The organism is Cryobacterium sp. TMS1-20-1 (assembly GCF_004402355.1).
In the GTDB taxonomy this organism is placed as follows: Bacteria; Actinomycetota; Actinomycetes; order Actinomycetales; family Microbacteriaceae; genus Cryobacterium; species Cryobacterium levicorallinum.
In genome coordinates this window covers 52674-73095 of record NZ_SOGF01000051.1, presented here as the reverse complement: position 1 = coordinate 73095, position 20422 = coordinate 52674, and the positions used below count along the sequence as shown (strand labels likewise).

The 20422-nt window shown below is 64.5% G+C and carries 24 protein-coding genes; 18 read left to right on the top strand and 6 right to left on the bottom strand.

Annotated elements, in window-relative coordinates; all coding sequences use genetic code 11:
* Window positions 1-124: 124 nt before the first annotated feature.
* Both E3O45_RS10975 and E3O45_RS10970 read left to right on the top strand, forming a co-directional pair.
* Window positions 125-406: a hypothetical protein gene (locus E3O45_RS10975; RefSeq protein WP_134443436.1), complete on the top strand. Its 282-nt coding sequence runs from the start codon at window positions 125-127 to the stop codon at window positions 404-406.
* On the top strand, window positions 403-1863 hold the full coding sequence (locus tag E3O45_RS10970) for an alpha/beta hydrolase (RefSeq protein ID WP_134443435.1): 1461 nt from the start codon (window positions 403-405) through the stop codon (window positions 1861-1863). Before E3O45_RS10975 ends, E3O45_RS10970 begins: the two co-directional genes overlap by 4 nt.
* Window positions 1864-1872: 9 nt before the next feature.
* On the opposite strand, the gene E3O45_RS10965 is transcribed toward E3O45_RS10970, so the two are convergent.
* A complete protein-coding gene (locus E3O45_RS10965) occupies window positions 1873-2265 on the bottom strand; it encodes a phage holin family protein (RefSeq protein ID WP_092447992.1) in 393 nt (130 codons plus the stop codon).
* 114 nt (window positions 2266-2379) lie between these two features.
* On the opposite strand from E3O45_RS10965, the gene E3O45_RS10960 reads away from it, so the two are divergent.
* From E3O45_RS10960 to E3O45_RS10895, 14 genes are all read left to right on the top strand, one after another.
* On the top strand, window positions 2380-3486 hold the full coding sequence (locus E3O45_RS10960; RefSeq protein ID WP_134443434.1) for a histidinol-phosphate transaminase: 1107 nt from the start codon (window positions 2380-2382) through the stop codon (window positions 3484-3486).
* A 37-nt stretch (window positions 3487-3523) separates the two neighbouring features.
* Window positions 3524-4675 carry a thiamine pyrophosphate-dependent dehydrogenase E1 component subunit alpha gene (locus tag E3O45_RS10955; RefSeq protein WP_134443433.1) on the top strand — a complete coding sequence of 384 codons (1152 nt, stop codon included), beginning with the start codon at window positions 3524-3526 and terminating at the stop codon, window positions 4673-4675.
* Window positions 4675-5679 carry an alpha-ketoacid dehydrogenase subunit beta gene (locus E3O45_RS10950; RefSeq protein ID WP_134443432.1) on the top strand — a complete coding sequence of 335 codons (1005 nt, stop codon included), beginning with the start codon at window positions 4675-4677 and terminating at the stop codon, window positions 5677-5679. The genes E3O45_RS10955 and E3O45_RS10950 overlap by 1 nt, the downstream gene beginning before the upstream one ends.
* Before the next feature lie 32 nt (window positions 5680-5711).
* Complete coding sequence (locus E3O45_RS10945) at window positions 5712-7121, top strand: dihydrolipoamide acetyltransferase family protein (protein ID WP_134443431.1); 1410 nt, start codon at window positions 5712-5714, stop codon at window positions 7119-7121.
* A 317-nt stretch (window positions 7122-7438) separates the two neighbouring features.
* Window positions 7439-8491 (top strand): metal ABC transporter substrate-binding protein, encoded by a 1053-nt coding sequence (locus tag E3O45_RS10940; RefSeq protein ID WP_134443430.1) that lies wholly within the window; start codon window positions 7439-7441, stop codon window positions 8489-8491.
* A gap of 7 nt (window positions 8492-8498) precedes the next feature.
* Window positions 8499-9296 carry a metal ABC transporter ATP-binding protein gene (locus E3O45_RS10935; protein WP_241978863.1) on the top strand — a complete coding sequence of 266 codons (798 nt, stop codon included), beginning with the start codon at window positions 8499-8501 and terminating at the stop codon, window positions 9294-9296.
* On the top strand, window positions 9297-10196 hold the full coding sequence (locus E3O45_RS10930) for a metal ABC transporter permease (protein ID WP_241985323.1): 900 nt from the start codon (window positions 9297-9299) through the stop codon (window positions 10194-10196).
* On the top strand, window positions 10196-11047 hold the full coding sequence (locus E3O45_RS10925) for a metal ABC transporter permease (protein ID WP_134443428.1): 852 nt from the start codon (window positions 10196-10198) through the stop codon (window positions 11045-11047). The genes E3O45_RS10930 and E3O45_RS10925 overlap by 1 nt, the downstream gene beginning before the upstream one ends.
* Entirely contained in the window at window positions 11044-11463 is a 420-nt protein-coding gene (locus E3O45_RS10920; RefSeq protein ID WP_134443427.1) for a Fur family transcriptional regulator, read from the top strand. The genes E3O45_RS10925 and E3O45_RS10920 overlap by 4 nt, the downstream gene beginning before the upstream one ends.
* Window positions 11464-11707: 244 nt before the next feature.
* Complete coding sequence (gene rpmB / locus E3O45_RS10915; protein WP_035835252.1) at window positions 11708-11944, top strand: 50S ribosomal protein L28; 237 nt, start codon at window positions 11708-11710, stop codon at window positions 11942-11944.
* Window positions 11944-12111, top strand: a complete 168-nt coding sequence (rpmG, locus tag E3O45_RS10910) for a 50S ribosomal protein L33 (protein ID WP_035880539.1) — start codon at window positions 11944-11946, stop codon at window positions 12109-12111. Before rpmB ends, rpmG begins: the two co-directional genes overlap by 1 nt.
* 2 nt (window positions 12112-12113) lie before the next feature.
* Window positions 12114-12419, top strand: coding sequence for a 30S ribosomal protein S14 (gene rpsN / locus E3O45_RS10905; RefSeq protein WP_092110538.1), 306 nt, complete (start codon window positions 12114-12116; stop codon window positions 12417-12419).
* Between the two features lie 302 nt (window positions 12420-12721).
* Window positions 12722-13009, top strand: a complete 288-nt coding sequence (locus E3O45_RS10900) for an HU family DNA-binding protein (protein WP_092447981.1) — start codon at window positions 12722-12724, stop codon at window positions 13007-13009.
* A 211-nt stretch (window positions 13010-13220) separates the two neighbouring features.
* Window positions 13221-15212 (top strand): cytochrome c oxidase assembly protein, encoded by a 1992-nt coding sequence (locus E3O45_RS10895; RefSeq protein WP_134443426.1) that lies wholly within the window; start codon window positions 13221-13223, stop codon window positions 15210-15212.
* Here the strand turns inward: E3O45_RS10895 and E3O45_RS10890 are convergent.
* Window positions 15209-16276, bottom strand: a complete 1068-nt coding sequence (locus tag E3O45_RS10890) for a hypothetical protein (RefSeq protein WP_134443425.1) — start codon at window positions 16274-16276, stop codon at window positions 15209-15211. The two genes, E3O45_RS10895 and E3O45_RS10890, sit on opposite strands and share 4 nt — an antisense overlap.
* A gap of 126 nt (window positions 16277-16402) precedes the next feature.
* Here E3O45_RS10890 and E3O45_RS10885 point away from each other — a divergent pair, with 126 nt between their 5' ends.
* A complete protein-coding gene (locus E3O45_RS10885; RefSeq protein ID WP_134443424.1) occupies window positions 16403-17758 on the top strand; it encodes an ATP-dependent RecD-like DNA helicase in 1356 nt (451 codons plus the stop codon).
* Between the two features lie 38 nt (window positions 17759-17796).
* Here E3O45_RS10885 and E3O45_RS10880 read toward each other — a convergent pair whose 3' ends face one another.
* The 4 genes from E3O45_RS10880 to E3O45_RS10865 all read right to left on the bottom strand — a co-directional run bounded on the left by E3O45_RS10880 (window position 17797) and on the right by E3O45_RS10865 (window position 19677).
* Window positions 17797-18390 carry a hypothetical protein gene (locus tag E3O45_RS10880; protein WP_134443423.1) on the bottom strand — a complete coding sequence of 198 codons (594 nt, stop codon included), beginning with the start codon at window positions 18388-18390 and terminating at the stop codon, window positions 17797-17799.
* A gap of 51 nt (window positions 18391-18441) precedes the next feature.
* Complete coding sequence (locus E3O45_RS10875) at window positions 18442-18852, bottom strand: DUF4383 domain-containing protein (RefSeq protein WP_134443422.1); 411 nt, start codon at window positions 18850-18852, stop codon at window positions 18442-18444.
* 170 nt (window positions 18853-19022) lie between these two features.
* Entirely contained in the window at window positions 19023-19286 is a 264-nt protein-coding gene (locus tag E3O45_RS10870; protein WP_134443421.1) for a GlsB/YeaQ/YmgE family stress response membrane protein, read from the bottom strand.
* Window positions 19287-19401: 115 nt separating this feature from the next.
* On the bottom strand, window positions 19402-19677 hold the full coding sequence (locus tag E3O45_RS10865; RefSeq protein ID WP_134443420.1) for a hypothetical protein: 276 nt from the start codon (window positions 19675-19677) through the stop codon (window positions 19402-19404).
* Window positions 19678-19947: 270 nt separating this feature from the next.
* On the opposite strand from E3O45_RS10865, the gene E3O45_RS10860 reads away from it, so the two are divergent.
* Window positions 19948-20415, top strand: coding sequence for a MarR family winged helix-turn-helix transcriptional regulator (locus tag E3O45_RS10860; protein ID WP_134443419.1), 468 nt, complete (start codon window positions 19948-19950; stop codon window positions 20413-20415).
* Window positions 20416-20422: the final 7 nt, after the last annotated feature.

Here is a 20422-nt window from a genome sequence, read left to right as displayed (position 1 = left end):
GTCCCATTGTGGAGCAGATTCGGCTCCTGCACATGCCCAGTATCCGGAATCTGTGCACAGAATCGTCGAGGGGATGCCCGGTGGCCGGCGATTCTGCGACGATCGGTCCTGTCGGGGAGGTGCCATGGATGATCTGGCTGGGCTCATCGCATCGGGGCGCACCGATCAGCTTTCCGTGTTTCGAGCTCAACGGCTGCGGGTGCAGGCCCTCACCGCCGATGTCATGGATTTACAGGGACGGTTACGCCGGGGGGACGAGAGCGAATTCTGGCAGTCGGCCGCGAAGCGTGCCTACCGCGAGCGGGTCGCAGAGATTGTTCACGACCTGGGCCTGGTCGTGAACTTTCTGGACGAAGCGCAGAACCAGTTAAGGCAGAACATTTGGCAGCTGGAGTCGGAGCAATGAGCGAGTACGACGTTGGCGTGGGTGGAAGCGAACTGACAGTGTCCGTGGGGGGAACCACAATCGTGTCAACGGATGTCGTACTGGCCGAGGCCGAGATACTGCGGTATGCCCAAGCCCAGGCCGAGGACTTTCGCGTCAGGGTGGACAGTATCCGGCAACTCGACTCCGCCGGCGGGGCCATGAAATGGACGCCGGGGGACGCCGGGATACCCCTGCTCTGGGCCAGTGGGACGCTCAGCGAACTGGAGCAGCGCAGCGGCGACCTGGCCGAGTCCCTGGTGGCTGCCGCGGAACGGTACGGCTGGGCTGAGCGCAGCGCCCTGCAACTGGCCGTGCTGGGGAGCGCGAAAGTGGGGCATGATGTCGGGACGATTATCAGGCTGATGCTCCTGCTCGGAGCCACTCCACTGGTCCTGGGAGTAATGGCAACCCCTCTGCCTGCTCTGGGATTGGTCGTCTGGGCGATGGCGGGGCTCGTGAAGCGCGAGACGGGATACGGGTTTGTTCTCGACCAACGGGTTATCACGGACCCGCAAACGGTCGTGATGGCCAAGCTGCTCGTCTCTTCGCTCGATGACGTCGCTCTGGGCGCACTGGGAGTGCCTCTTGGAGTTGACCTGATTCTCGGAGACACCGGCCTGGGTGTGACGGGCATCTCGAGCACCGCGGTCGCCGTGCTGGCCGTAGCGCGAAGCGGCGGGCTGTTGCGGGAAGGTGCGGTGAGGGTGCGGCGGGTCCGTGTTTTGGCAAAATTGAAGCCACCCACCGGGGTGAGTGACGTGGCCGCGCGAATTCCCAAAGCCGCCAAGGGCGGGGCGCAGGTTCGCATCGAGAAATATGGTGACGGCGAGCAAACGTCCTGGGCCGTGTACATCGGTGGGACGGTCGACTGGGATCCGGTCGCCACGAACGAGCCCTTCGACCTCGCCGCGAACGTGTCTGCGATTGCCCAGGAAAACGCGGGGTCCTTTCGGGCTGTGATGGAGGCGATGCAGGCCGCCGGCGTTGAACCCGGTGATCCAGTAGTCGTGGCCGGTCATTCGCAGGGTGGCATCGTCGCCACGCAGGTAGCTGCCTCTGAGGCGTTCAACGTGCAGGCGGTGGCCACTTTTGGGGCGCCGGAAACGTGTGTTCCGGTGCCGTCCGGTGTCGCGACGCTCACCGTTGAGCACAGCGATGACGTGGTGACGGCTCTTGGTGGGTCATGCCTGATCGACTCGGAGGATCGCCTCACCGTGCGTCGCGAGGTCTTCGCGACGACCGAACCCCCGGTTGGGGAGAACGTGCCGGCCCACCACCTTGATCGCTACCGCGAGACGGCGCAACTCATCGACGCCTCCCCAGAAGAGAACCTGCAAAATTTTCAGGACACGGTGACCGGCATTGTCGGGAACGCGGACGGCGAGGCCGTCTTGTGGCGCGGCATCCGCTTGCCGGCCGGGCCAGCGCCGAAGTGACGGCGCGGCTCAGTTGCGGTCGGTGACCGGGCGCACGATCAGACCGAGCAGCCAGGAGATGATTCCGAGTACCAGGGCACCGAGCACGCCCCACCAGAAGCCATCGACAACGAGGCCGAAACCCAGAAAACCGGAGAGCCAGGCGACGAGTAGCAGCAGCAGGCCGTTGACGATGAGCGCGAACAGTCCGAGCGTGAGAATGTACAGCGGAAATGCGACGACCCGCACGACCCCGCCAACGACGGTGTTCACGAACCCGAAGATGAGCGCGATGAGCAGGTAGGTGATCACGCTCGCACCCGAGTCGGGTGCGTACGGAATGACGTGCACTCCGGTGACGAGCAGGGCGGTGAGCCACAGGGCCACCGCGTTGACGATCAACTTGATCAGGAATCTGGCCATGTCCCTACTATCTCACCGGGAAGCGCCGTCGGGTGCGGCGTCCGGGCCGCGCGGTCGAAAGGCGGGCAATCATTCATTCGCCATTGCGAATATATGCGGGCGTAGACTCCACGAGTGAGCCTCTCCGACCGACCCTCCGTCCGCCTGCGCCCGGAGATCATCGCACTCCCGGCCTATAAGCAGGGCAAACCGGCTGACGCCAGTGACTTCAAGCTCTCCAGCAACGAGAACCCCTTTGACCCGCTACCGGGGGTCGTGGCGGCGGTCGCCGCCGAAACGGCCTTCAATCGCTACCCGGATGCCTCGGCGCTGGCCCTGTGCGAACGCCTCGCTGCCAAGTACAGCATCGATGTCGCCCAGGTGCACGTCGGTTCGGGTTCGGTGGCCCTGCTGGCCCAGCTGATTCTCGCTGCCGCCGGCCCTGGCGATGAAGTGCTCTACTCCTGGCGGTCGTTCGAGGCCTACCCCTCGCTCGTCACCGTCGCGGGTGCGACCAGCGTGCGCGTGCCCAACCGCGCCGATCACGGTCATGACCTACCCGAAATGGCCGCCGCGATCGGCGAGGCGACCCGGGTCGTCATCGTCTGCTCGCCCAACAACCCCACCGGCACCATCGTCACCAAGGACGAATTCGAGGCCTTCATGGCCGTTGTCCCGACCGATCTGCTGGTCATTCTCGATGAGGCATATATCGAGTTCGTCACCGAAGCGGATGCTGTGACCGGCCCGCCGCTCCTGGCCCGCTACCCGAATCTGGTCGTGCTGCGCACCTTCTCCAAGGCTTACGGCCTGGCCGGACTGCGCATCGGCTATGCCCTCGGGCCGGTGGATATTCTGAACGCCGCCCGCGCGACCGCCATCCCGCTCTCGGTCACCGCGCCAGCAGCCGCGGCAGCGATCGCCTCGCTCGACGCCGAAAAGGAACTGCTTGACCGGGTTCGGACCATTGCTGCGCGTCGCGATGCAACCTGGACGGCACTCACCCAGCAGGGCTGGAACATTCCCCAGCCGCAGGGCAACTTTCTTTGGCTGCCCACGGGTGCCGAAACCGCGAGCGTGGCCGAGGCTCTCGGCGAGGCCGGCCTTATCGTGCGCCCCTTCGTGCCGGAGGGCATTCGGGTGTCGATCGGTGAGGAGCAGGCTGTGGCGACACTCCTATTAATGAGCGCGGATCTTGTCGACGCCCTTCCCGCCGGTCACCCGGCACGAAAGATAGGTTAGTACGGTGTCAGCCACCCGAAACGATGCGACTGTGCCCATGACAGCAGCGCCCACGTCAGCAGCCTTCGGCCTCGATGGGGCCGAGACCTGCGTACGCATGATCTCCCCGAACGGCACGTTCGAACCCAATGCCGCCGCCGAGGAATTTCTGCCCTACCTCGATCGCCTCAGTGAGGCGGACCACCGCCGCTTCTACCGTGACATGGTCGTGGTGCGAAAGTTTGATACCGAAGCGGCCAACCTACAGCGCCAGGGCCAGCTTGCCCTCTGGGTTCCGAGCCACGGCCAGGAGGCCGCCCAGGTCGGGTCGGCCTACGCCACAAGGCCCCAGGACCACGTCTTTCCCTCCTACCGCGAGCACGTCGTCGGCATGATCCGCGGCCTCGACGTCGTTGATATTCTGCGGATGCTGCGCGGCGTGACCCTCGGTGGCTGGGTGCCGGAAGAACACGGAAACTTTCACCTATATACCCTCGTGCTGGCCTCGCAGACGCTGCATTCCACCGGCTATGCCATGGGCATGCAACTGGATGGGTCGACCGCGACCGGCAACCCGGAGACCGACCAGGCCGTCATCGTCTACTACGGCGACGGTGCCTCCTCGCAGGGCGACGCCAACGAGGCGCTGGTCTTTGCGGCCAGCTACCAGACCCCGCAGGTGTTTTTTCTGCAGAACAACCACTGGGCCATCTCGGTACCCGTCGCCCGGCAGTCGCGCACTCCGCTCTACCTGCGCGCCGGTGGCTTCGGCATGCCCGGCACTCAGATCGACGGCAACGATGTGCTCGCGAGCTTCGCCGTCACCGCGAAGTCGATGGATGACGCCCGCGCCGGCCACGGACCGGCACTGATCGAGGCACTCACCTACCGGGTCGGCGCGCACACCACCGCCGACGACCCCACCAAGTACCGCGATCCGGACGAACTTGCCTACTGGGTGGCCCGCGACCCGATCGTGCGCTTTCGCAGCTATCTGCAGGGCCGGGGGATCGAGCAGGAGTTCCTCGACGCCGTCGATGAAGAAGCAGCCGACTTCGCTGCCGACACCCGCAAGCGGGCGCTGGAGATCACCGGTCCGGAGCAATCGGTGATCTTTGACAACGTGTATGCCGAACCGCATCCGCTCGTGGCCGAGCAGAAGGCCTGGCTGGAACGCTACGAAGCGTCTTTCGACGAGGGTAAGAACTGATGACCGCTGTAATTGACACGAGTGTGGCATCCGCTTCACTGCCGATGACGAAGGCCCTGAACGCCGGGCTGCGCCGGGCGATGCTGGACGATCCCAAGGTGCTGCTGATGGGCGAGGACATCGGCCCGCTCGGCGGTGTCTTTCGGGTCACCGAGGGGCTGATCGCTGAATTCGGCGACAAGCGCGTGCTCGATACCCCGCTCGCCGAGTCCGGAATCATCGGCACGGCCATCGGCCTGGCCATGCGCGGGTTTCGTCCGGTCTGTGAGATCCAGTTCGACGGATTCGTCTTTCCCGGGTTCGACCAGATCACCAGCCAGCTGGCGCGTATGCGCAACCGCCACGAGGGCGGCCTGATCATGCCCGTCGTGATTCGCATTCCCTACGGCGGACACATCGGCTCGATCGAGCACCACCAGGAAAGCCCGGAGGCGTACTTCGCGCACACCCCCGGCCTGCGCGTGGTGAGCCCGTCGAACCCGCACGATGCCTACTGGATGATGCAGGAAGCTATCGCGAGTGACGATCCGGTCATTTTCTTCGAGCCGAAGAGCCGCTACTGGCCCAAGGGTGAGGTGCGGTTCGAGCAGAGCGGAACGCCGCTGCACGCCAGCCGCGTGGTGCGGGCCGGGACCGACGTGACCGTCGTCGGCCACGGCGCCATGGTGAGCGTGCTGCTGCAGGCCGCCGAATTGGCCGCAGCCGAGGGCATCAGCCTGGAGGTGATCGACCTGCGCTCGATCTCCCCGATCGATTACGGACCGATTCTGAACTCCGTGCAGAAGACCGGTCACCTCGTGGTCACCCAGGAAGCCCCCGGCTTTGTCAGTGTCGGCAGCGAGATCGCCGCCACGGTCGCCGAGCGGGCGTTCTATACGCTCGAAGCGCCCGTGCTGCGCGTCTCCGGCTTCGACACCCCCTTCCCGCCGGCGGCGGTCGAGACGCACTTTCTGCCGAGTCCCGACCGGGTGCTCGAAGCCGTGGACCGCGCGCTCGCTTACTAATTGGCACTGATGAACTTCAAGAAAGGCACCTTATGAGCGTGTCGAAATTCACCCTCCCCGATGTCGGCGAAGGCCTGACTGAGGCCGAAATCGTGGAATGGAAGGTCGCCCCCGGCGATACCGTGACGATCAACCAGGTGCTGGTCGAGATCGAAACGGCCAAATCCCTGGTCGAGCTGCCGTCTCCGTTCGTGGGCGTCGTCGGTGAAATTCTGGTCGCGGCGGGCACGACGGTCGACGTGGGTACGTTGATCATCACGATACATTCCGATAGCGGGCCGAACGCCGACGCGAGTGCAGACCGGCTGGCGGCCGGTTTGGCAGCGGATGCCGGTGCATCCGCTCTGCAGACGGCCGACGCTGACAGCGCCGACACGACCACGCTCACAACGGACACCAGCAGCAGCATCAGCGATGAGGCGCCCGAACCGCTTCTCGTCGGCCGCGGCGCTGCCGCGACGATGCCCACCCGGCGGCGTCGGCACAGCGGCTCGAGTGTCGCCCACGAGACGCTGGCGCCCGAACCCGCGGTGCGCCCGCGGGCCGAGCCGCTGGAACCGACCCGGCGCGCGGCATCCGTCGGCCCGGTCATGGCCAAGCCGCCGATTCGTAAGCTCGCCAAAGACCTCGGCGTCGACCTCGCCCTCGTCGAAGCGACCGGCCCGGTGGGTGACGTGACCCGGGAAGACGTGCTGCGCGGGGCGACCCAGGCCAGTGTGTTCCGCAACATCCAGACGCCGGAATGGCCGGTCGATCGCGACGAGCACATTCCGGTGAAGGGCGTTCGCAAAGCCATCGCCCAGGCCATGGTGAAGAGCGCTTTCACCGCACCGCATGTGAGCCTGTTCGTCGACGTGGATGCCACCCGCACGATGGAATTCGTCAAGCGGCTCAAGGCCTCGACCGACTTCGCCGGCATTCGCGTCTCGCCGTTGCTGATCATGGCCAAGGCCATGATCTGGGCGGTGCGCCGCAATCCAACGGTGAACTCCACCTTCACCGATGAGGAAATCATCGTGCGGCACTACGTCAACCTCGGCATTGCCGCGGCGACCCCGCGCGGGCTGATCGTGCCCAACATCAAGGAAGCGCAGGATATGAGCCTGCTCGAACTCGCTGCGGCGCTCGAGAAGCTCACCATGACCGCGCGCGACGGCAAGACCAGCCCGGCCGAGATGAGCAACGGCACGATCACGATCACCAATATCGGCGTGTTCGGTATGGACACGGGCACCCCCATTCTCAACTCCCCGGAGGCCGGAATCGTGGCCCTCGGCACGATCAAGCAGAAGCCATGGGTCGTCGACGGCGAGGTGCGGGTGCGGTACGTGACCACGATCGGTGCGAGCTTCGACCACCGGGTCGTCGATGGCGACGTCGCGAGCCGTTTTCTCGCCGACGTCGCGAGCATCATGGAGGAACCGGCCCTCTTGCTGGAATAGAACGTGGTACGCAACTGTGGAGATTTTCGTCAGAACTCACGGTCAAATTTGGCCCAGTCGTCTCGAAATGTCCTCAGTTGTGGCGCCCCAATCGTGATAGACCTCTGGTGAAGCAGTCGAGGAGGGCAGGATGACGGCGGTCGGTGCTCGCAGACTGTACGGGGCCGACACGCTGCGGCACGGGGTCGCAGCTGCCGGTGCGGCCCGTGGGCGTGCCGGCGCCCGACCTCGTCACTGACCAGTAGCGCGGTCAGCGGGTGTGTGCGTACACGGTTAATGGTTTTGACAATCATTATCAACAGCGCTAATCTCGGAGCATGCACAAGAGATATTTCGCCGTTCCCGCACTCCTCGCGTCCGCCGCACTCGCCCTTTCGGGGTGCTCGGCTGGCACGACCGCCAGCGCCGACAGCGCGGACGCTGGACTCAAGGTCGTCGCCACGACCACCCAGGTCGCCGACTTCACCCGCAATGTGATCGGTGACGCCAGCGGCGTCGACCTCACGCAGTTGATCCAGCCCAACCAGAGCGCCCATAGCTATGACCCGTCCGCGGCCGACCTGACCGCGCTCGGCGCCGCCGACGTGCTCGTCATCAATGGTGTCGGACTCGAGGAGTGGCTCGACGACGCCATCGCCGCGTCGGGCTTCGACGGTGTCACGATCGACGCCGACGAGGGCATCACCATCTCCGAGGTTGGGGCCGGCGAAGATCACTCCGACGAAGTCGCCGAGGAGGATGACCACGCTGACGAAGAAGCGGATGCCCACGCCGGCGAGGCCGAAGACGCCCACGACGGTGGAGACCCACACATCTGGACCGACGTGCACAACGCCGAGACCATCGTGCAGACGATCACCGACGGCCTCGTGGCTGCCGACAGCGATAACGCCGCGGACTTTGAGGCCAACGCCGCAGCGTATTCCGCCCAGCTCAGTGCGCTCGACGACTGGATCCGCACCAACGTGGAGACCGTGCCGGAAAGCGACCGCCTGCTCGTGAGCAACCATGACGCCCTCGGCTACTTCACCGCGGCCTACCACATCGACTACGTCGGATCGGTGATTCCGAGCTTCGACGACAACGCCGAGCCGAGCGCCGCCGAGATCGATTCACTGGTCGCGGCGATCACGGCCACCGGTGTGACGGCCGTGTTCTCCGAGGCGTCGCTCAGTCCGAAAACCGCCGAGACGATCGCCACCGAAGCCGGCGTCACCGTCTACTCCGGTGACGACGCCCTCTACGTCGACTCGCTCGGCCCCGACGGTAGCGCCGGCGACACCTACATCAAGGCGCAGCTGCACAATTCAACGCTGATGCTCGAATCGTGGGGCGTCACACCCTCTGCTTTGCCCGCCGAACTGCAATAGTTAACACGTGATCGAGAACACTTCTCAAGAAACACCAACATCGAACGCTGCCGCCGCTCTTCGAGTGGCGGCAGCGTCGTTTGCCTACGGCGCAGAGCCTGCGCTCACCGGCATTGATTTCACCGTGTTGCCGGGTCAGGCCGTCGCCCTGATCGGCCCGAACGGCTCGGGCAAGTCGACCCTGCTCAAGGGCATTCTCGGACTCATCACCCGCACGGACGGCACGGTCGAGGTGCTCGGCCAGTGGCCAGCCCCCGCCGGCTACATCGGCTACGTACCCCAGACCGACCAGCTCGACCCGCACTTTCCGGTCTCGCTCGAGCAAGTCGTCATGATGGGCCGCTACCGCTCGCTCGGCTGGTGGCGCATGCCGGCCAGGGCTGATCGGCAGGCTGTCGCCGAGGCGCTGGAGACCGTCGGACTCAGCAATCGAGCCAAGACTCGGTTCGGGGAGCTGTCGGGCGGGCAGCAGCAGCGCGGTCTGCTGGCGCGAGCCGTCGCATCCGCCCCGCGTTTGCTTCTGCTCGATGAGCCCTTCAACGGACTCGACCAGGTGAACCGCGATGCCCTCATCGAAACGGTAAAGCGGCTCAAGCTGCAGGGGGTCGCCGTGCTGGTATCCACCCACGACCTCGACCTGGCCCGCGCCGTGTGCGAAAGCGTGCTGCTGCTCAACGGCGCCCAGGTGGCGTTCGGGCCGCGCGATACGGTGCTGACCCTCGCTAACGTGCAGCAGGCGTTCGGCTCGGTCGGCGTCGAAATGGACGAGCACACCATCGTGGTTCCCGGCCACGGGGGGCACTGAGTGGATGCCGTCACGCCGGTAATGAATACCGTGCTGATCAACGCGTTCGACCTGCCATTCATGGCTCGGGCGTTGCTCGTGCTCGTCGTGCTGAGCCTCGTCGCCGGCCTCGTCGGCGTACTCGTCAACCTGCGCGGACTCGAATTCATCAGCGACGGACTCACCCACGCCGTCTTCCCCGGGGTGGCGATCGGATTCGTCTGGGGTGGTCGTGACGGACTCTTTGTCGGAGCACTGGTGGCGGCCCTCATCGCCGCCGTCGTGCTCACGGTGATCGTCAAACGCGCAGTCACCTCGGATGCTGCGATCGCGATCGTCTTCACGGCCATGTTCAGCGTGGGAATCATCGTGGTTTCACGGGAAACAAATTACGTCGGCCAGCTCGACGCGCTGCTGTTCGGGCGTCTGTTGACCGTCAGTACGGCCGAGGTCAATCAGACCGTCGTGGTCTGCCTGATTGCGCTGATTATCGTGGGGTTCACGCTCAAGGAGCAGGTCTTTCGCGCCTTTGACCTCGAGGGCACCGCTGCGGCCGGATACCGCCCGCTCGTCCTCGACATTCTGCTCAACGTCGCCATCGCCCTGGTCGTGGTGGCCGCCAGTAGCGCGGTCGGCAACCTGCTCGTGCTTGCCGTGCTGATCGTGCCGGGCGCGGTCGCTCGTCTGGTGACCCGTCGCCTCTGGCTGCTCTTTCTGGTCGCCGCCAGTTTCGCGATTCTGGCCGCCTGGCTGGGCCTCGCGCTCGGCTACGAAGCCTCGGTGAACCGCGGTGTCGACCTGCCGAGCGGCGCCACCGTCGTGCTCGTGCTCGTCGGCGGCTACGTGCTGGCCCTGGTCGCTCGGCTCGGGATCGACCGGATCGGCGGCCCTCGTCGCACGGCGGGCGCGGTGCTGCGCTGATGGGCTACTTCGAGCAGGCGCTCCTCGCCGCGCTGCTGATCGGCGCGCTCAGTGGCCTTGTCGGGACCCTCGTGGTACTGCGCCAGCGCACCTTCTTCGCCCAGGCCCTCACCCACGCGACCTTTCCGGGAGCGGTCGGCGCCGCGATCCTGGGCGTGAGCATCCCGCTCGGCGCCGCAGTGGCTAGCGTGCTCATTGTGGGGATCATGACCATGATCGGACGCGTCAAGCGACAGGGAAATCAGGTCGCATCGGGCATTCTGCTCACCGCCGGATTCGCGCTCGGTGTTCTGCTGCAGGGACTCAATCCCTCGTTGCCGGTCAAGGTCGACTCCTATCTGGTCGGCTCGATTCTCACGGTGACCACCAGAGATGTGACGCTCGTAACCATCGTGCTGGCATTCGCAGTGCTGACCATCGTGGTTTTGGGCAAACAGATCATGTTCTCGACCTTCGACGTGAACGGTTTTCGCGCAGCGGGCTATCGAGAATGGCCGATCGAATTGCTGACCCTGGTGCTCATCACGGCCACGGTCGTGACCGCGATGCCGGCCGTCGGAGCAATCCTCGCCATCGCCTTGATCGCCGCCCCCGCCGCCGCGGCCCGCCTGGTCTCGCGCACGACCTCGCAGATGTTCGTGATTGCCCCCGTGCTCGGCGCGGTGTCCGGCGTGATCGGCGTGCTGCTCTCCCGCTCGCTCGATGTGGCCGCCGGCCCCAGCATCGCCCTCACCGCGGCGGCGTTCTTTCTGCTCGCCCTGGTCGCTCGGCGATTGGTCGGTGCCGCGCGGGTGCCCCAAGAAGCGGATGCGCGCCAGCCCGCGCGAACATCGCTACGGTTGAAGTCATGAAGCGAAACACCTGGCAACGTGAGGCCGTTCGAGGCGCCCTCGATGCCAACGACGGCTTCGTCAGCGCCCAGGCGCTGCACTCCGCCCTGCACGCGACCGGATCCCCAATCGGCCTCGCCACGGTCTACCGCGCCCTCGCCGACCTCGCGGTCAAGGGTGACGCCGACTCCCTGCAGTCACCGGAGGGCGAGAGCCTGTATCGCGCGTGCAGCACCAATGATCATCACCACCACCTGATCTGCCGCAATTGCGGGCTCACGGTCGAGATCGAAGCGGATGCCGTGGAAACCTGGGCGAAAGACGTCGCCGCCAAGAATGGTTTCACCGCCGCCGCCCACGTCGTGGACGTTTTCGGTCTTTGCGCCGCCTGCACTGCCACGGCGACGAGTCAAGCAGCAGCCGCAGCATCCGCTTAATAAGTTGCGCGAAAGCGGGTGAACGGTTGCTTCGTGCTCGCTGAAGTAACCGTTCACCCGCTCTCGCGGCCAGGAGAGTTTGCGGGAGGCGCGCGGATCTAGTAGCGTTGAGAGCTGCTACGCCTGTGTGCGTACATTGCGGGCGATTCTCCCCCGGCCTTGAGTTAGCTCCGGGCCGATGTGGTTCTGCCCGTCGACAAGGGATCTTGGGAAGAGCATTCGCTCTTCGGTAATGGAGGAAACCATGGCATCTGTATGCCAGGTGACCGGAGCTGTTCCCGGCTTCGGACACAATATTTCGCACTCGCACCGACGCACCAAGCGTCGTTTCGACCCGAACGTTCAGAAGAAGACGTACTACGTGCCGTCGCTTCGTCGCAAGGTCACGTTGACCTTGTCCGCAAAGGGCATCAAGGTTATTGATGCTCGTGGTATCGAGAGCGTCGTCAAGGACGTTCTCGCTCGTGGGGTGAAGATCTAATGGCTAAGGCTCATGACGTACGTCCGATCATCAAGCTTCGTTCCACGGCTGGAACCGGTTACACCTATGTGACCAAGAAGAACCGCCGTAACGACCCCGACCGTCTGGTACTCAAGAAGTACGACCCGGTCATCCGTAAGCACGTTGACTTCCGTGAGGAGCGCTAAACATGGCGAAGAAGAGCATGATTGCCAAGAACAACCAGCGCAAGGTCATCGTCGAGCGTTACGCCGTCAAGCGCCTTGAGCTCAAGAAGGCCCTGGTTGACCCTGCCGGCACCGACGAGTCGCGTGAAGCCGCTCGCAAGGGCCTGCAGAAGCTGCCGCGCAACGCGAGCCCGGTGCGCCTGCGCAACCGTGACGCCGTTGACGGTCGTCCCCGTGGCCACCTCTCCAAGTTCGGCATCTCGCGCGTTCGTTTTCGCGACATGGCGCACCGCGGCGAGCTGCCCGGCATCACCAAGTCCAGCTGGTAACTCCTGCGCTGGTAAGCAGTTGACAGCCGGTTTCGCCGGCTTCTGAACCATCAAAACGGGATGTCGACTTCGGTCGACATCCCGTTTTGTTGTTCACGACCTTTTCGCGGAGAGCGAAATAGGGTGCCTGAGCGGGTGAAACTGCCCTGAAATGGTCGAAAATCGCCGTAAATCCGGGGATTTTGGCGGATCAATGCTAGATTTCAACTCGGTCGAACCGACCAGCGGGGCTTCTCTCTCGAGAAGCATCCGTATTACGAATATCGCTGTTTATACAGACGAAGGTCCGAGGAGGACACTCAATGGCTGACAAGTCGCTGAACAAGACCGAGCTCGTTGCCAAGGTTGCCGCTGACTCCGGACAGAGCCAGGCCGCCGTTGACGGCGTTCTGAATGCATTCTTTGCAACCCTGGCCGAGACCGTTGCCGCTGACGGCAAGGTCACCATCCCGGGATGGTTGGGCGTCGAGCGCACCGCAACCGCTGCTCGCACCGGCCGCAACCCGCAGACCGGTGCAGAAATCGCCATCGCTGCCGGCCACCGCGTCAAGCTGACCGCCGGAAGCAAGCTCAAGGCTGCCGCGAAGTAGCTTTCAGTACTGAAAGGGGGCGTCGACCACGGTCGGCGCCCCCTTTGGCGTCCCCGGGCATCCGATGTCGATCGAGGGCCGCGTCGAGACGTGAATTTCTCCTCGAAAAAGGCCCGCAAATGGGCCAAAAATCACGGCTCGGCGCGCGCCGGCACCGGGCGCCGGCCTCAGGCGAGACGGATGCCCAGGGCTGGGCGAATAAGCTGGGCGGGTGCCCCGTCTCGTCCGTGTTCTCGGACCGGCAGCCTTGCTGCTGGTCGCTGTATTGTCCACCCTTGTTGCCCTCGCCTATGGCGGCGGAGCTTCGGCCCAACTGCTGGCCGACCCCGGGCCGGTGGTGCGTTGGGGACTTCCCCTCTCCAAGGTCATTGTCAACATCAGCGCGGCCGGAACGATCGGTGCCCTCGTGCTGACGCTTTTCGCCCTCAGCCCCCGGGAACGCGAGTTCGGCACCGCGCTCGACTTCGCCGCAGCCTCGGCCGCACTGTTCGCCGTCGCATCCGCTGTCACCGGCTTTCTGACCTTTCTCCAGGTCACCAACGTTCCCTTCGGCTTCAGTGATCAGTTCAGCGCCACGGTCGGACAGTTCTTCAGCCAGATCGACCTCGGCCAGGCCTGGCTCGCGACCACGCTGATCGCCGCCGGCGTGACCGTGCTCTGCTTCGCCGTGCGCAACCAGACCGCCCTGATCTTCGTCACTGTGCTGGCGCTGCTCTCGCTGCTACCCATGGCGCAGCAGGGCCACTCGGCGGGCGCTGCCGGCCACAACGCCGCGATCACCGCCCTCGGCCTGCACCTTGTCTTCGCGGCGATCTGGCTCGGCGGCCTGCTGACCATTATCGTGCTGCGCACCCAGCTCGACGGCGAACGCATCCGCTCGGTGATTGCACGCTATTCCTCCCTCGCCCTGGTTTCCTTCGTCGTGGTGGCCGCCTCCGGCTATGTCAGCGCCGAACTGCGCATCGGCAGCTGGGACAACCTGTTCAGCCCGTACGGCTTGCTTGTGCTCGTGAAGGTCGCCGCTCTCGTCGCCCTCGGCGGCTTCGGCATTCTGCAACGCCGGTTCTTCATCAAGCGGATGCAGCGGACCGACTCGACGCACGGTCGCTGGTTCTGGTGGCTCGTGGTGACCGAACTCGGTTTCATGGGGCTCGCCTCGGGCGTAGCCGCCGCCCTCGCTCGCACGGCGACACCGGTCGAACAGGTTGTCGCCACCGAGATTCCGCAGTCGACACCGGCCCAGATCCTCACCGGCGAACTCCTGCCGCCGGAGCTGACCTTCTCCCGCTATTTCACCGAGTGGAGCTTCGACCTCGCCTGGATCCTGTTCTGCGCCTTCGGCATCTTCTTCTACCTGGCCGGCGTCTGGCGGCTGCACCGCCGCGGCGACTCCTGGCCGATCTATCGCAGCGTGCTTTGGGTTCTGGGCATCCTCACCCTGTTCTACATCACCAACGGTGGAGTGAACGTGTACGAGAAGTACCTGTTCTCCACCCACATGCTCATGCACATGTTGCTGACTATGCTCGTGCCCCTGATGCTCGTTCCGGGAGCCCCGGTGACGCTGGCAGCTCGCGCCATCGCCAAGCGCCACGACGGCAGCCGTGGGGCGCGCGAATGGATTCTCACCGCCGTGCACTCGCGCTTCGCCGGCATCGTCGCCAACCCGATCGTCGCTGCCCTACTCTTCGGCGTCTCACTCTGGGTGTTCTACTACACGTCCATTTTCAGCTGGGCGACGACCGACCACATCGGCCACCAATGGATGATCGTGCACTTCCTGATCACCGGCTACCTGTTCGTGCAATCCCTGATCGGCATCGACCCGGTGCCCTACCGCCTGCCGCATGCTTTCCGACTGCTGCTGCTGCTGGTGACGATGGCTTTCCACGCCTTCTTCGGCCTCGCCCTGATGAGCGGCACCGGGCTGCTCCTGGCCGACTGGTACGGCGCGATGGGCCGCACCTGGGGTCTCTCCGCCATCGCCGACCAGCAGATGGGCGGCGGCGTCGCCTGGGGCATTGGCGAGCTGCCGACCTTTGTGCTGGCCGTTGTCGTGGCGATTCAGTGGAGCCGGGACGACACCAAGGTCACGAGAAGGCTGGATCGAAAGGCCGATCGCAACGAAGACGCCGAGCTGATCGCCTACAATACCAACCTGGCCCGGATCACCGAGCGCGACGCGCAAAGTCCGCGCGGCTAGTGCAGCTGGATGGCCAGGGCGCCGCTGGGCTGCACGATGACGCTGAGCCCCATGGTGAACGGCACGTCTTCGTCGCGGGTGCTGATGTCGCCGTCGAACAGGGATTGCACCTCGACCACGATGTGGGCCTGTCCGGCCGTCGCCACCATCTCGAAGGACCGCTCGCCGGCGGTGAGTTCAACCGCGGGGTAACCGGTGATCGACCAGGCCGGGACGCCCTCGATGCGGTCATCGATCGTGATACCCCACGGACAGCTGGTCGGTTGCAGCACGGTCTGGGTGGCACACTCGTCGAGGAACTTGTTCAGTTCTGACTGCACCTGCGCAATCATCTTTTTGTTAGGCAGGGCGTCGATCTCGACCGCGGTGGCCCCGGATGCGCTCACGCGCACGCTCGTCTTCTCCGCGGTCAGCATGGCTGAGGAGTGTTCAATGGTGTAGCGGTTCGGGGCGAAGGCGAGGTACGCGGCGCCGGAAGAGAAGGTGGCTGGCGCATCCGCTGCCGCGTGGGCGCGGGTATCGAGCGTGAGGCCGTTGACCGTGAAGGTGCGTTCGTGCAGCACCGACACCTGCAGCACAGCGAGCGGGCTGACGGCAAACGTCCAGGCGTTGAAGACGCCAGCGAAGGTTCCGGCCCGCTCGACCGTGAACGCCATGCTCGACGCTGTGCCGTTCAAATCAAAGTCGAAGACGACCCGGTGCGTGTCATCGCCGGCCGCATTGCTGGGCGTGTCACTCTTCAACTCGATATCGCTCAGCCCACTCAAAACGGATGCCCGCAGCAGCGTCTCCGGCAATTCGACGGTCAGTTCCGCCGCGGTCAGTTCCGCAGCCGAAGGCATGACCCCACCGAGCGCAAGGGCTCCGACGGTATCACCGCGGGCGAGGGCGTCGAGGTACTGTTCCACGAATCCGCCGGCGCTGTACACCGTGCGATTGAGGGCGGTGATGGTTCCCACGAGACCGGCCGCGAGGAGGGCAGCGACCACCACGAGGGCGAGGACGGCCCGGAGCATTCTGCCGCGGCGCCCGCTCGCCCGCTGGTTTTCGGCCGGGGTGGTCACATAAATATTGTACGGGGGGCGGGTCGGACCTGCGGCCAGTGCCCGACCCAGTGCTCGCTGTGGGCCCACGGGACGTTACAGTGGTATGTCCCCCGCGCAGCATGAGCCTGCCAGAGAAAGTGTGCCGTGTCCGAGATTCCGCTCAGCCGTGAACAGGCGCTGGTCTTCGCGGCAATCGAGGGAACCAAGCAGAACGTGTTCGTCACCGGTCGGGCCGGAACGGGTAAATCGACGCTGCTGAACCATCTGTCCTGGAACACCAGCAAGCAGATCGTGATTGCGGCACCCACGGGTGTCGCTGCGCTCAACGTGGGTGGCCAGACTATTCACTCGCTCTTTCGCCTGCCGATCGGAGTCATCGCCGACAGCCCGATCGACCAGAACGACCAGGTGCGCAAGCTCCTCAATACCATCGACACCCTCGTCATCGACGAAGTCTCGATGGTCAACGCCGACCTGATGGACGCGATTGACCGCAGTTTGCGGCAGGCCCGCCAACGCCCGTTCGAGGTGTTCGGCGGGGTGCAGATCGTGCTGTTCGGAGACCCGTACCAGCTGGCCCCGGTGCCCGGCGGCCCCGACGAGCGCGCCTATTTCGCCGACCACTATCGGTCGATGTGGTTCTTCGACGCCAAGGTCTGGCGGGATGCCGAGCTGCGCATCTTCGAGCTCACCGAGATTCACCGCCAGCGGGACAACGATTTCAAGCTCATGCTCAATGCCGTGCGCCATGGCCAGGTCACCGCCGAGATCGGCGGTGCGCTCAACGGTGCGGGGATGCGAACCCCGCCGAGTGAGGGCGTGATCACCCTCGCGACGCGCAATGATGCGGTAAACCGCATCAACGCATCCGCTTTGAAGAAGCTGTCGGGCAAATCGCTCACCGCGAAGGCCGATATCACCGGGGATTTCGGCGGAAAGCAGTTTCCGGCCGACGAGGTGCTCGAGCTCAAGGTGGGAGCACAGGTGATGTTTTTGCGCAACGACTCCCCGCTCGATGGCGGGCCGCGCTGGGTGAACGGCAGTATCGGCACGGTCACCAAGGTCACCTCGACGGTGTTCGTCGACATCGACGGTGACGTGCACGAGGTTGAGCCGACGGTGTGGGAGAAGTACAAGTACACCTACAACGCCGCGACCAAGAAGCTGAGCCGGGATGTCGTGGCGGAATTCACGCAGTTTCCGCTGCGGTTGGCCTGGGCGGTCACCATTCACAAGTCGCAGGGTGCGACCTACGAGCGGGCGATTGTCGACCTGGGAGCACGGGTATTCAGCCCCGGTCAGACGTACGTTGCGCTGAGCCGGCTGACCAGCCTCAATGGCCTATACCTGACCAGGCCACTGCGACCGAGCGACATAATCGTCGACGAGAACGTCAAACGGTTCATGAACATCGAGGTGGTGCCGCCGGTGGCCAACCTGGCGGGGCTTGACGCGTCGGGCCAGGAGCCAACCGCCCCCGAAACCGGGCTGTCCGCCTGATTCGTGCTGTCGTGCGCTGGTGAGCTCTGCGAGGGACTCTAGTGTGCTCCGTGGCCGCCGGAGTCGGGGATGGTCGGTTCGGTCACTCCGGGCGAACCGTGGGGCACGGCATGAGAGCCGACCTCCGTGGCGGCAAGGGCCGGGGTGGTGAGCGCCGAGAGCAGAAAGCCTCCGACGACGAGGCCGGTAAGAAAACGCCAGCCGCTGGGTGCGGCAGCGCCTGCTGCGGAAACACGTCCCGTTTCACTGCTGGGGGTCGCGGGCGTAGGGGGCCCGGTCGGAGAGCGGCGCAGTGCGATGGCTACCGTAGCGGCCAGGAATACGTTGAAGAGTGAAGCGACGGACATCGGGTAGAGCGGCAGGCCGGTTTGGCCACTGGTCACCCCGAGGCCACTGCCGAGCACGGCGGTGGTACCCCAGATGACGACCGGGATGAGCGCCGCGCCCACAATGATCCGGGGCACCAGCACCCGGCCAGCAGCGAGGGTGGCGATTCCCCAGCCGAGTTCGGCAATGCCGAACCCGACCAGCAGAACCGACAGGGGCAATGGAGCGGTCACACCCACGGCCAGATGGATCAGGGCGGCGCCGAAAGCGGCGAAGCCGAGCCAGGTGCGAACGACCGGGGACATTATGCTCCTATTGACTTGGTGCGCGAAGGGATGGAGTGAAGCGGTGCGGCGTTAGGCGTTGGCTTTACTGTGAACCGTTTTGTCTGCGGTGAGGCCGACACCGAGAAGCACGATCGCGCTGGCGAGGTGCAGGAAGTGGTCGGCGGTGTTGAGCGCCAGGATGTTCAGCGAGGTGCTCGCGATGAAGAATCCGACGATTCCGAGAAGCAGGTACACGGCACCGATCGTGCTGTTGGTGGCCTTGGCTGCCATGGCGTTGGAGAGTCCGGCGATGAGCAGGGCCGCTCCGATCAAGAGGTGCGCGATGTTGTGCAGCGGGTTGACCTCGAAGATGCCGAGAAGCAATCCGCCCTCGGTGGCGATGAAGCCGACACTGCCGGTGACGGCGAAGCCGAGTAATCCGACGAGAACATAGACCGCGCCGAAGACGGTGGCGATCAGGCGATTGGGTGATGTGCGCATTTCAGGTGCCTCCTAGGTGATTCACGGCTAACCCGTGGTTGCTATTTGTTCGGAGCTCCATCCGCTTCGGATTGGTACTAATTGTGGCCCTGATCTCCCCGTTTAAGGGGATCGGCGCGCAAAAACAGCGCGCCACCCGAATTGGGTGACGCGCTGTGTGCCGAGGCGGGTCAGGCCTTGCGACGGTTAGTGATCGCGCCGTAGATAAGCAGCACGATCAGCGAACCGACGATAGCGAGGGCCCAGGTAGTCAGCGAGAAGAACTCCTCCAGACTGACATTGAACAGGAGCCCGCCGAGCCAGCCACCGAGGAAGGCACCGACAACCCCGAGCAGCAGGGTGATAAGCCAGCCCCCGCCCTGGCGACCGGGCAGGATCGCCTTCGCGATGGCTCCGGCGATGAGACCGAGCAGGAGAAATCCGAGGAAACTCATGAGAACTGCCTTTCAGGTTGGCCTGGATGTGGCGCGGACTAAGCCGTTCGCGTGAATGTACCCGCCTGTCTGTGCACCGTCAATAGCCTCCGGCCAACGATTCGACTTGCGGGCTTCAGTCCAGCCAGTAGTCGTCGTCCAGGTACTGCGGGCCGGTCACCGGGGTTGCGTCGTTGATATCGGGGAGGTCGACGGCGTTGATCGTTTCAATCTTGACCATGGAGTGGGCCGTGATCAGCAGGGAGACGTGCGCCCGCATGGGGCTGACGACGTCGACGAAGCCGCCGCCGCTGTGCACGGCGGCGGACAGAGCTGACTTGAGACCGGCAATGTTGTACTCGGCCGACAGGTAAAACCAGTCGTCATTGATCGTCAACCGATAGCTCTGCATTGCATTGTCCATTTCGTTGTGACAGGTTCGTGAGCGCGCTGCCGGTTAGGAGCGTGCGGGGGCTTCGTTGCCACCGCGGACTCTGCGCGTCGCGCTGCTCGGCAGCGCGAGTTTCAATATACGGGATTTGCTTCAAACAGTAAACTATTTAATAATTAAGAAACTTAGCAATTGATCTAGCGGCTACACTGACAGAACAGAATGCCCTCACGGGCAATTTTGCGAGCCTGAAGTTGGGCGAAACCAACAGACCAGAGGTCAGGAGAACGAATGTATGGTCGGGACAGTTCCGGATGCACCCCGGACGCCTTGTCGGCATCCGCTTTAGCTTTTCTGCGCGCCATGGATCGGAATCGAAACCGGGTTGCGACCGAGAGCGGTCTGACCGGGAGCGAGCTGCGCGCCGTGGCTCGCGTTGCCGAAGCGGGCAGCATTACCCCGAAATTGCTCGCGGAATCGATGGAAATGACGACCGGTGCAGTGACCGCGATCTCGAATCGACTCGTGGCCTTGCAACTGCTGGTTCGGGTGGCTCACCCGCACGATCGACGCAGTCTGCTCTTGACCTTGACACCGGCCGCGGAGCAGATCACGCAGAAAATCTACGACGACTTCGAGGCGCTCATCGCTCACTCCGTGCGCGACGTGAGCCCGGAGGACCAAGCACGGCTGGGCGCCATGCTGTCCGCGATGGCGTTGACCGTGGGATCGGATGCCGATCTGAGCCTGACCGCCTGAGTATGAC

Excerpts from the sequence above, each read along its gene's own strand:
- E3O45_RS10860 (WP_134443419.1), top strand. The coding sequence starts at position 19,948 with ATGTATGGTCGGGACAGTTCCGGATGCACCCCGGACGCCTTGTCGGCA.
- E3O45_RS10865 (WP_134443420.1), bottom strand. The coding sequence starts at position 19,677 with ATGCAGAGCTATCGGTTGACGATCAATGACGACTGGTTTTACCTGTCG.
- E3O45_RS10875 (WP_134443422.1), bottom strand. The coding sequence starts at position 18,852 with ATGCGCACATCACCCAATCGCCTGATCGCCACCGTCTTCGGCGCGGTC.
- E3O45_RS10940 (WP_134443430.1), top strand. The coding sequence starts at position 7,439 with ATGCACAAGAGATATTTCGCCGTTCCCGCACTCCTCGCGTCCGCCGCA.
- E3O45_RS10870 (WP_134443421.1), bottom strand. The coding sequence starts at position 19,286 with ATGAGTTTCCTCGGATTTCTCCTGCTCGGTCTCATCGCCGGAGCCATC.
- E3O45_RS10920 (WP_134443427.1), top strand. The coding sequence starts at position 11,044 with ATGAAGCGAAACACCTGGCAACGTGAGGCCGTTCGAGGCGCCCTCGAT.
- E3O45_RS10965 (WP_092447992.1), bottom strand. The coding sequence starts at position 2,265 with ATGGCCAGATTCCTGATCAAGTTGATCGTCAACGCGGTGGCCCTGTGG.
- rpmB (WP_035835252.1), top strand. The coding sequence starts at position 11,708 with ATGGCATCTGTATGCCAGGTGACCGGAGCTGTTCCCGGCTTCGGACAC.
- E3O45_RS10970 (WP_134443435.1), top strand. The coding sequence starts at position 403 with ATGAGCGAGTACGACGTTGGCGTGGGTGGAAGCGAACTGACAGTGTCC.
- E3O45_RS10975 (WP_134443436.1), top strand. The coding sequence starts at position 125 with ATGGATGATCTGGCTGGGCTCATCGCATCGGGGCGCACCGATCAGCTT.
- rpsN (WP_092110538.1), top strand. The coding sequence starts at position 12,114 with ATGGCGAAGAAGAGCATGATTGCCAAGAACAACCAGCGCAAGGTCATC.
- E3O45_RS10925 (WP_134443428.1), top strand. The coding sequence starts at position 10,196 with ATGGGCTACTTCGAGCAGGCGCTCCTCGCCGCGCTGCTGATCGGCGCG.
- E3O45_RS10955 (WP_134443433.1), top strand. The coding sequence starts at position 3,524 with ATGACAGCAGCGCCCACGTCAGCAGCCTTCGGCCTCGATGGGGCCGAG.
- E3O45_RS10945 (WP_134443431.1), top strand. The coding sequence starts at position 5,712 with ATGAGCGTGTCGAAATTCACCCTCCCCGATGTCGGCGAAGGCCTGACT.
- E3O45_RS10950 (WP_134443432.1), top strand. The coding sequence starts at position 4,675 with ATGACCGCTGTAATTGACACGAGTGTGGCATCCGCTTCACTGCCGATG.
- rpmG (WP_035880539.1), top strand. The coding sequence starts at position 11,944 with ATGGCTAAGGCTCATGACGTACGTCCGATCATCAAGCTTCGTTCCACG.
- E3O45_RS10880 (WP_134443423.1), bottom strand. The coding sequence starts at position 18,390 with ATGTCCCCGGTCGTTCGCACCTGGCTCGGCTTCGCCGCTTTCGGCGCC.
- E3O45_RS10900 (WP_092447981.1), top strand. The coding sequence starts at position 12,722 with ATGGCTGACAAGTCGCTGAACAAGACCGAGCTCGTTGCCAAGGTTGCC.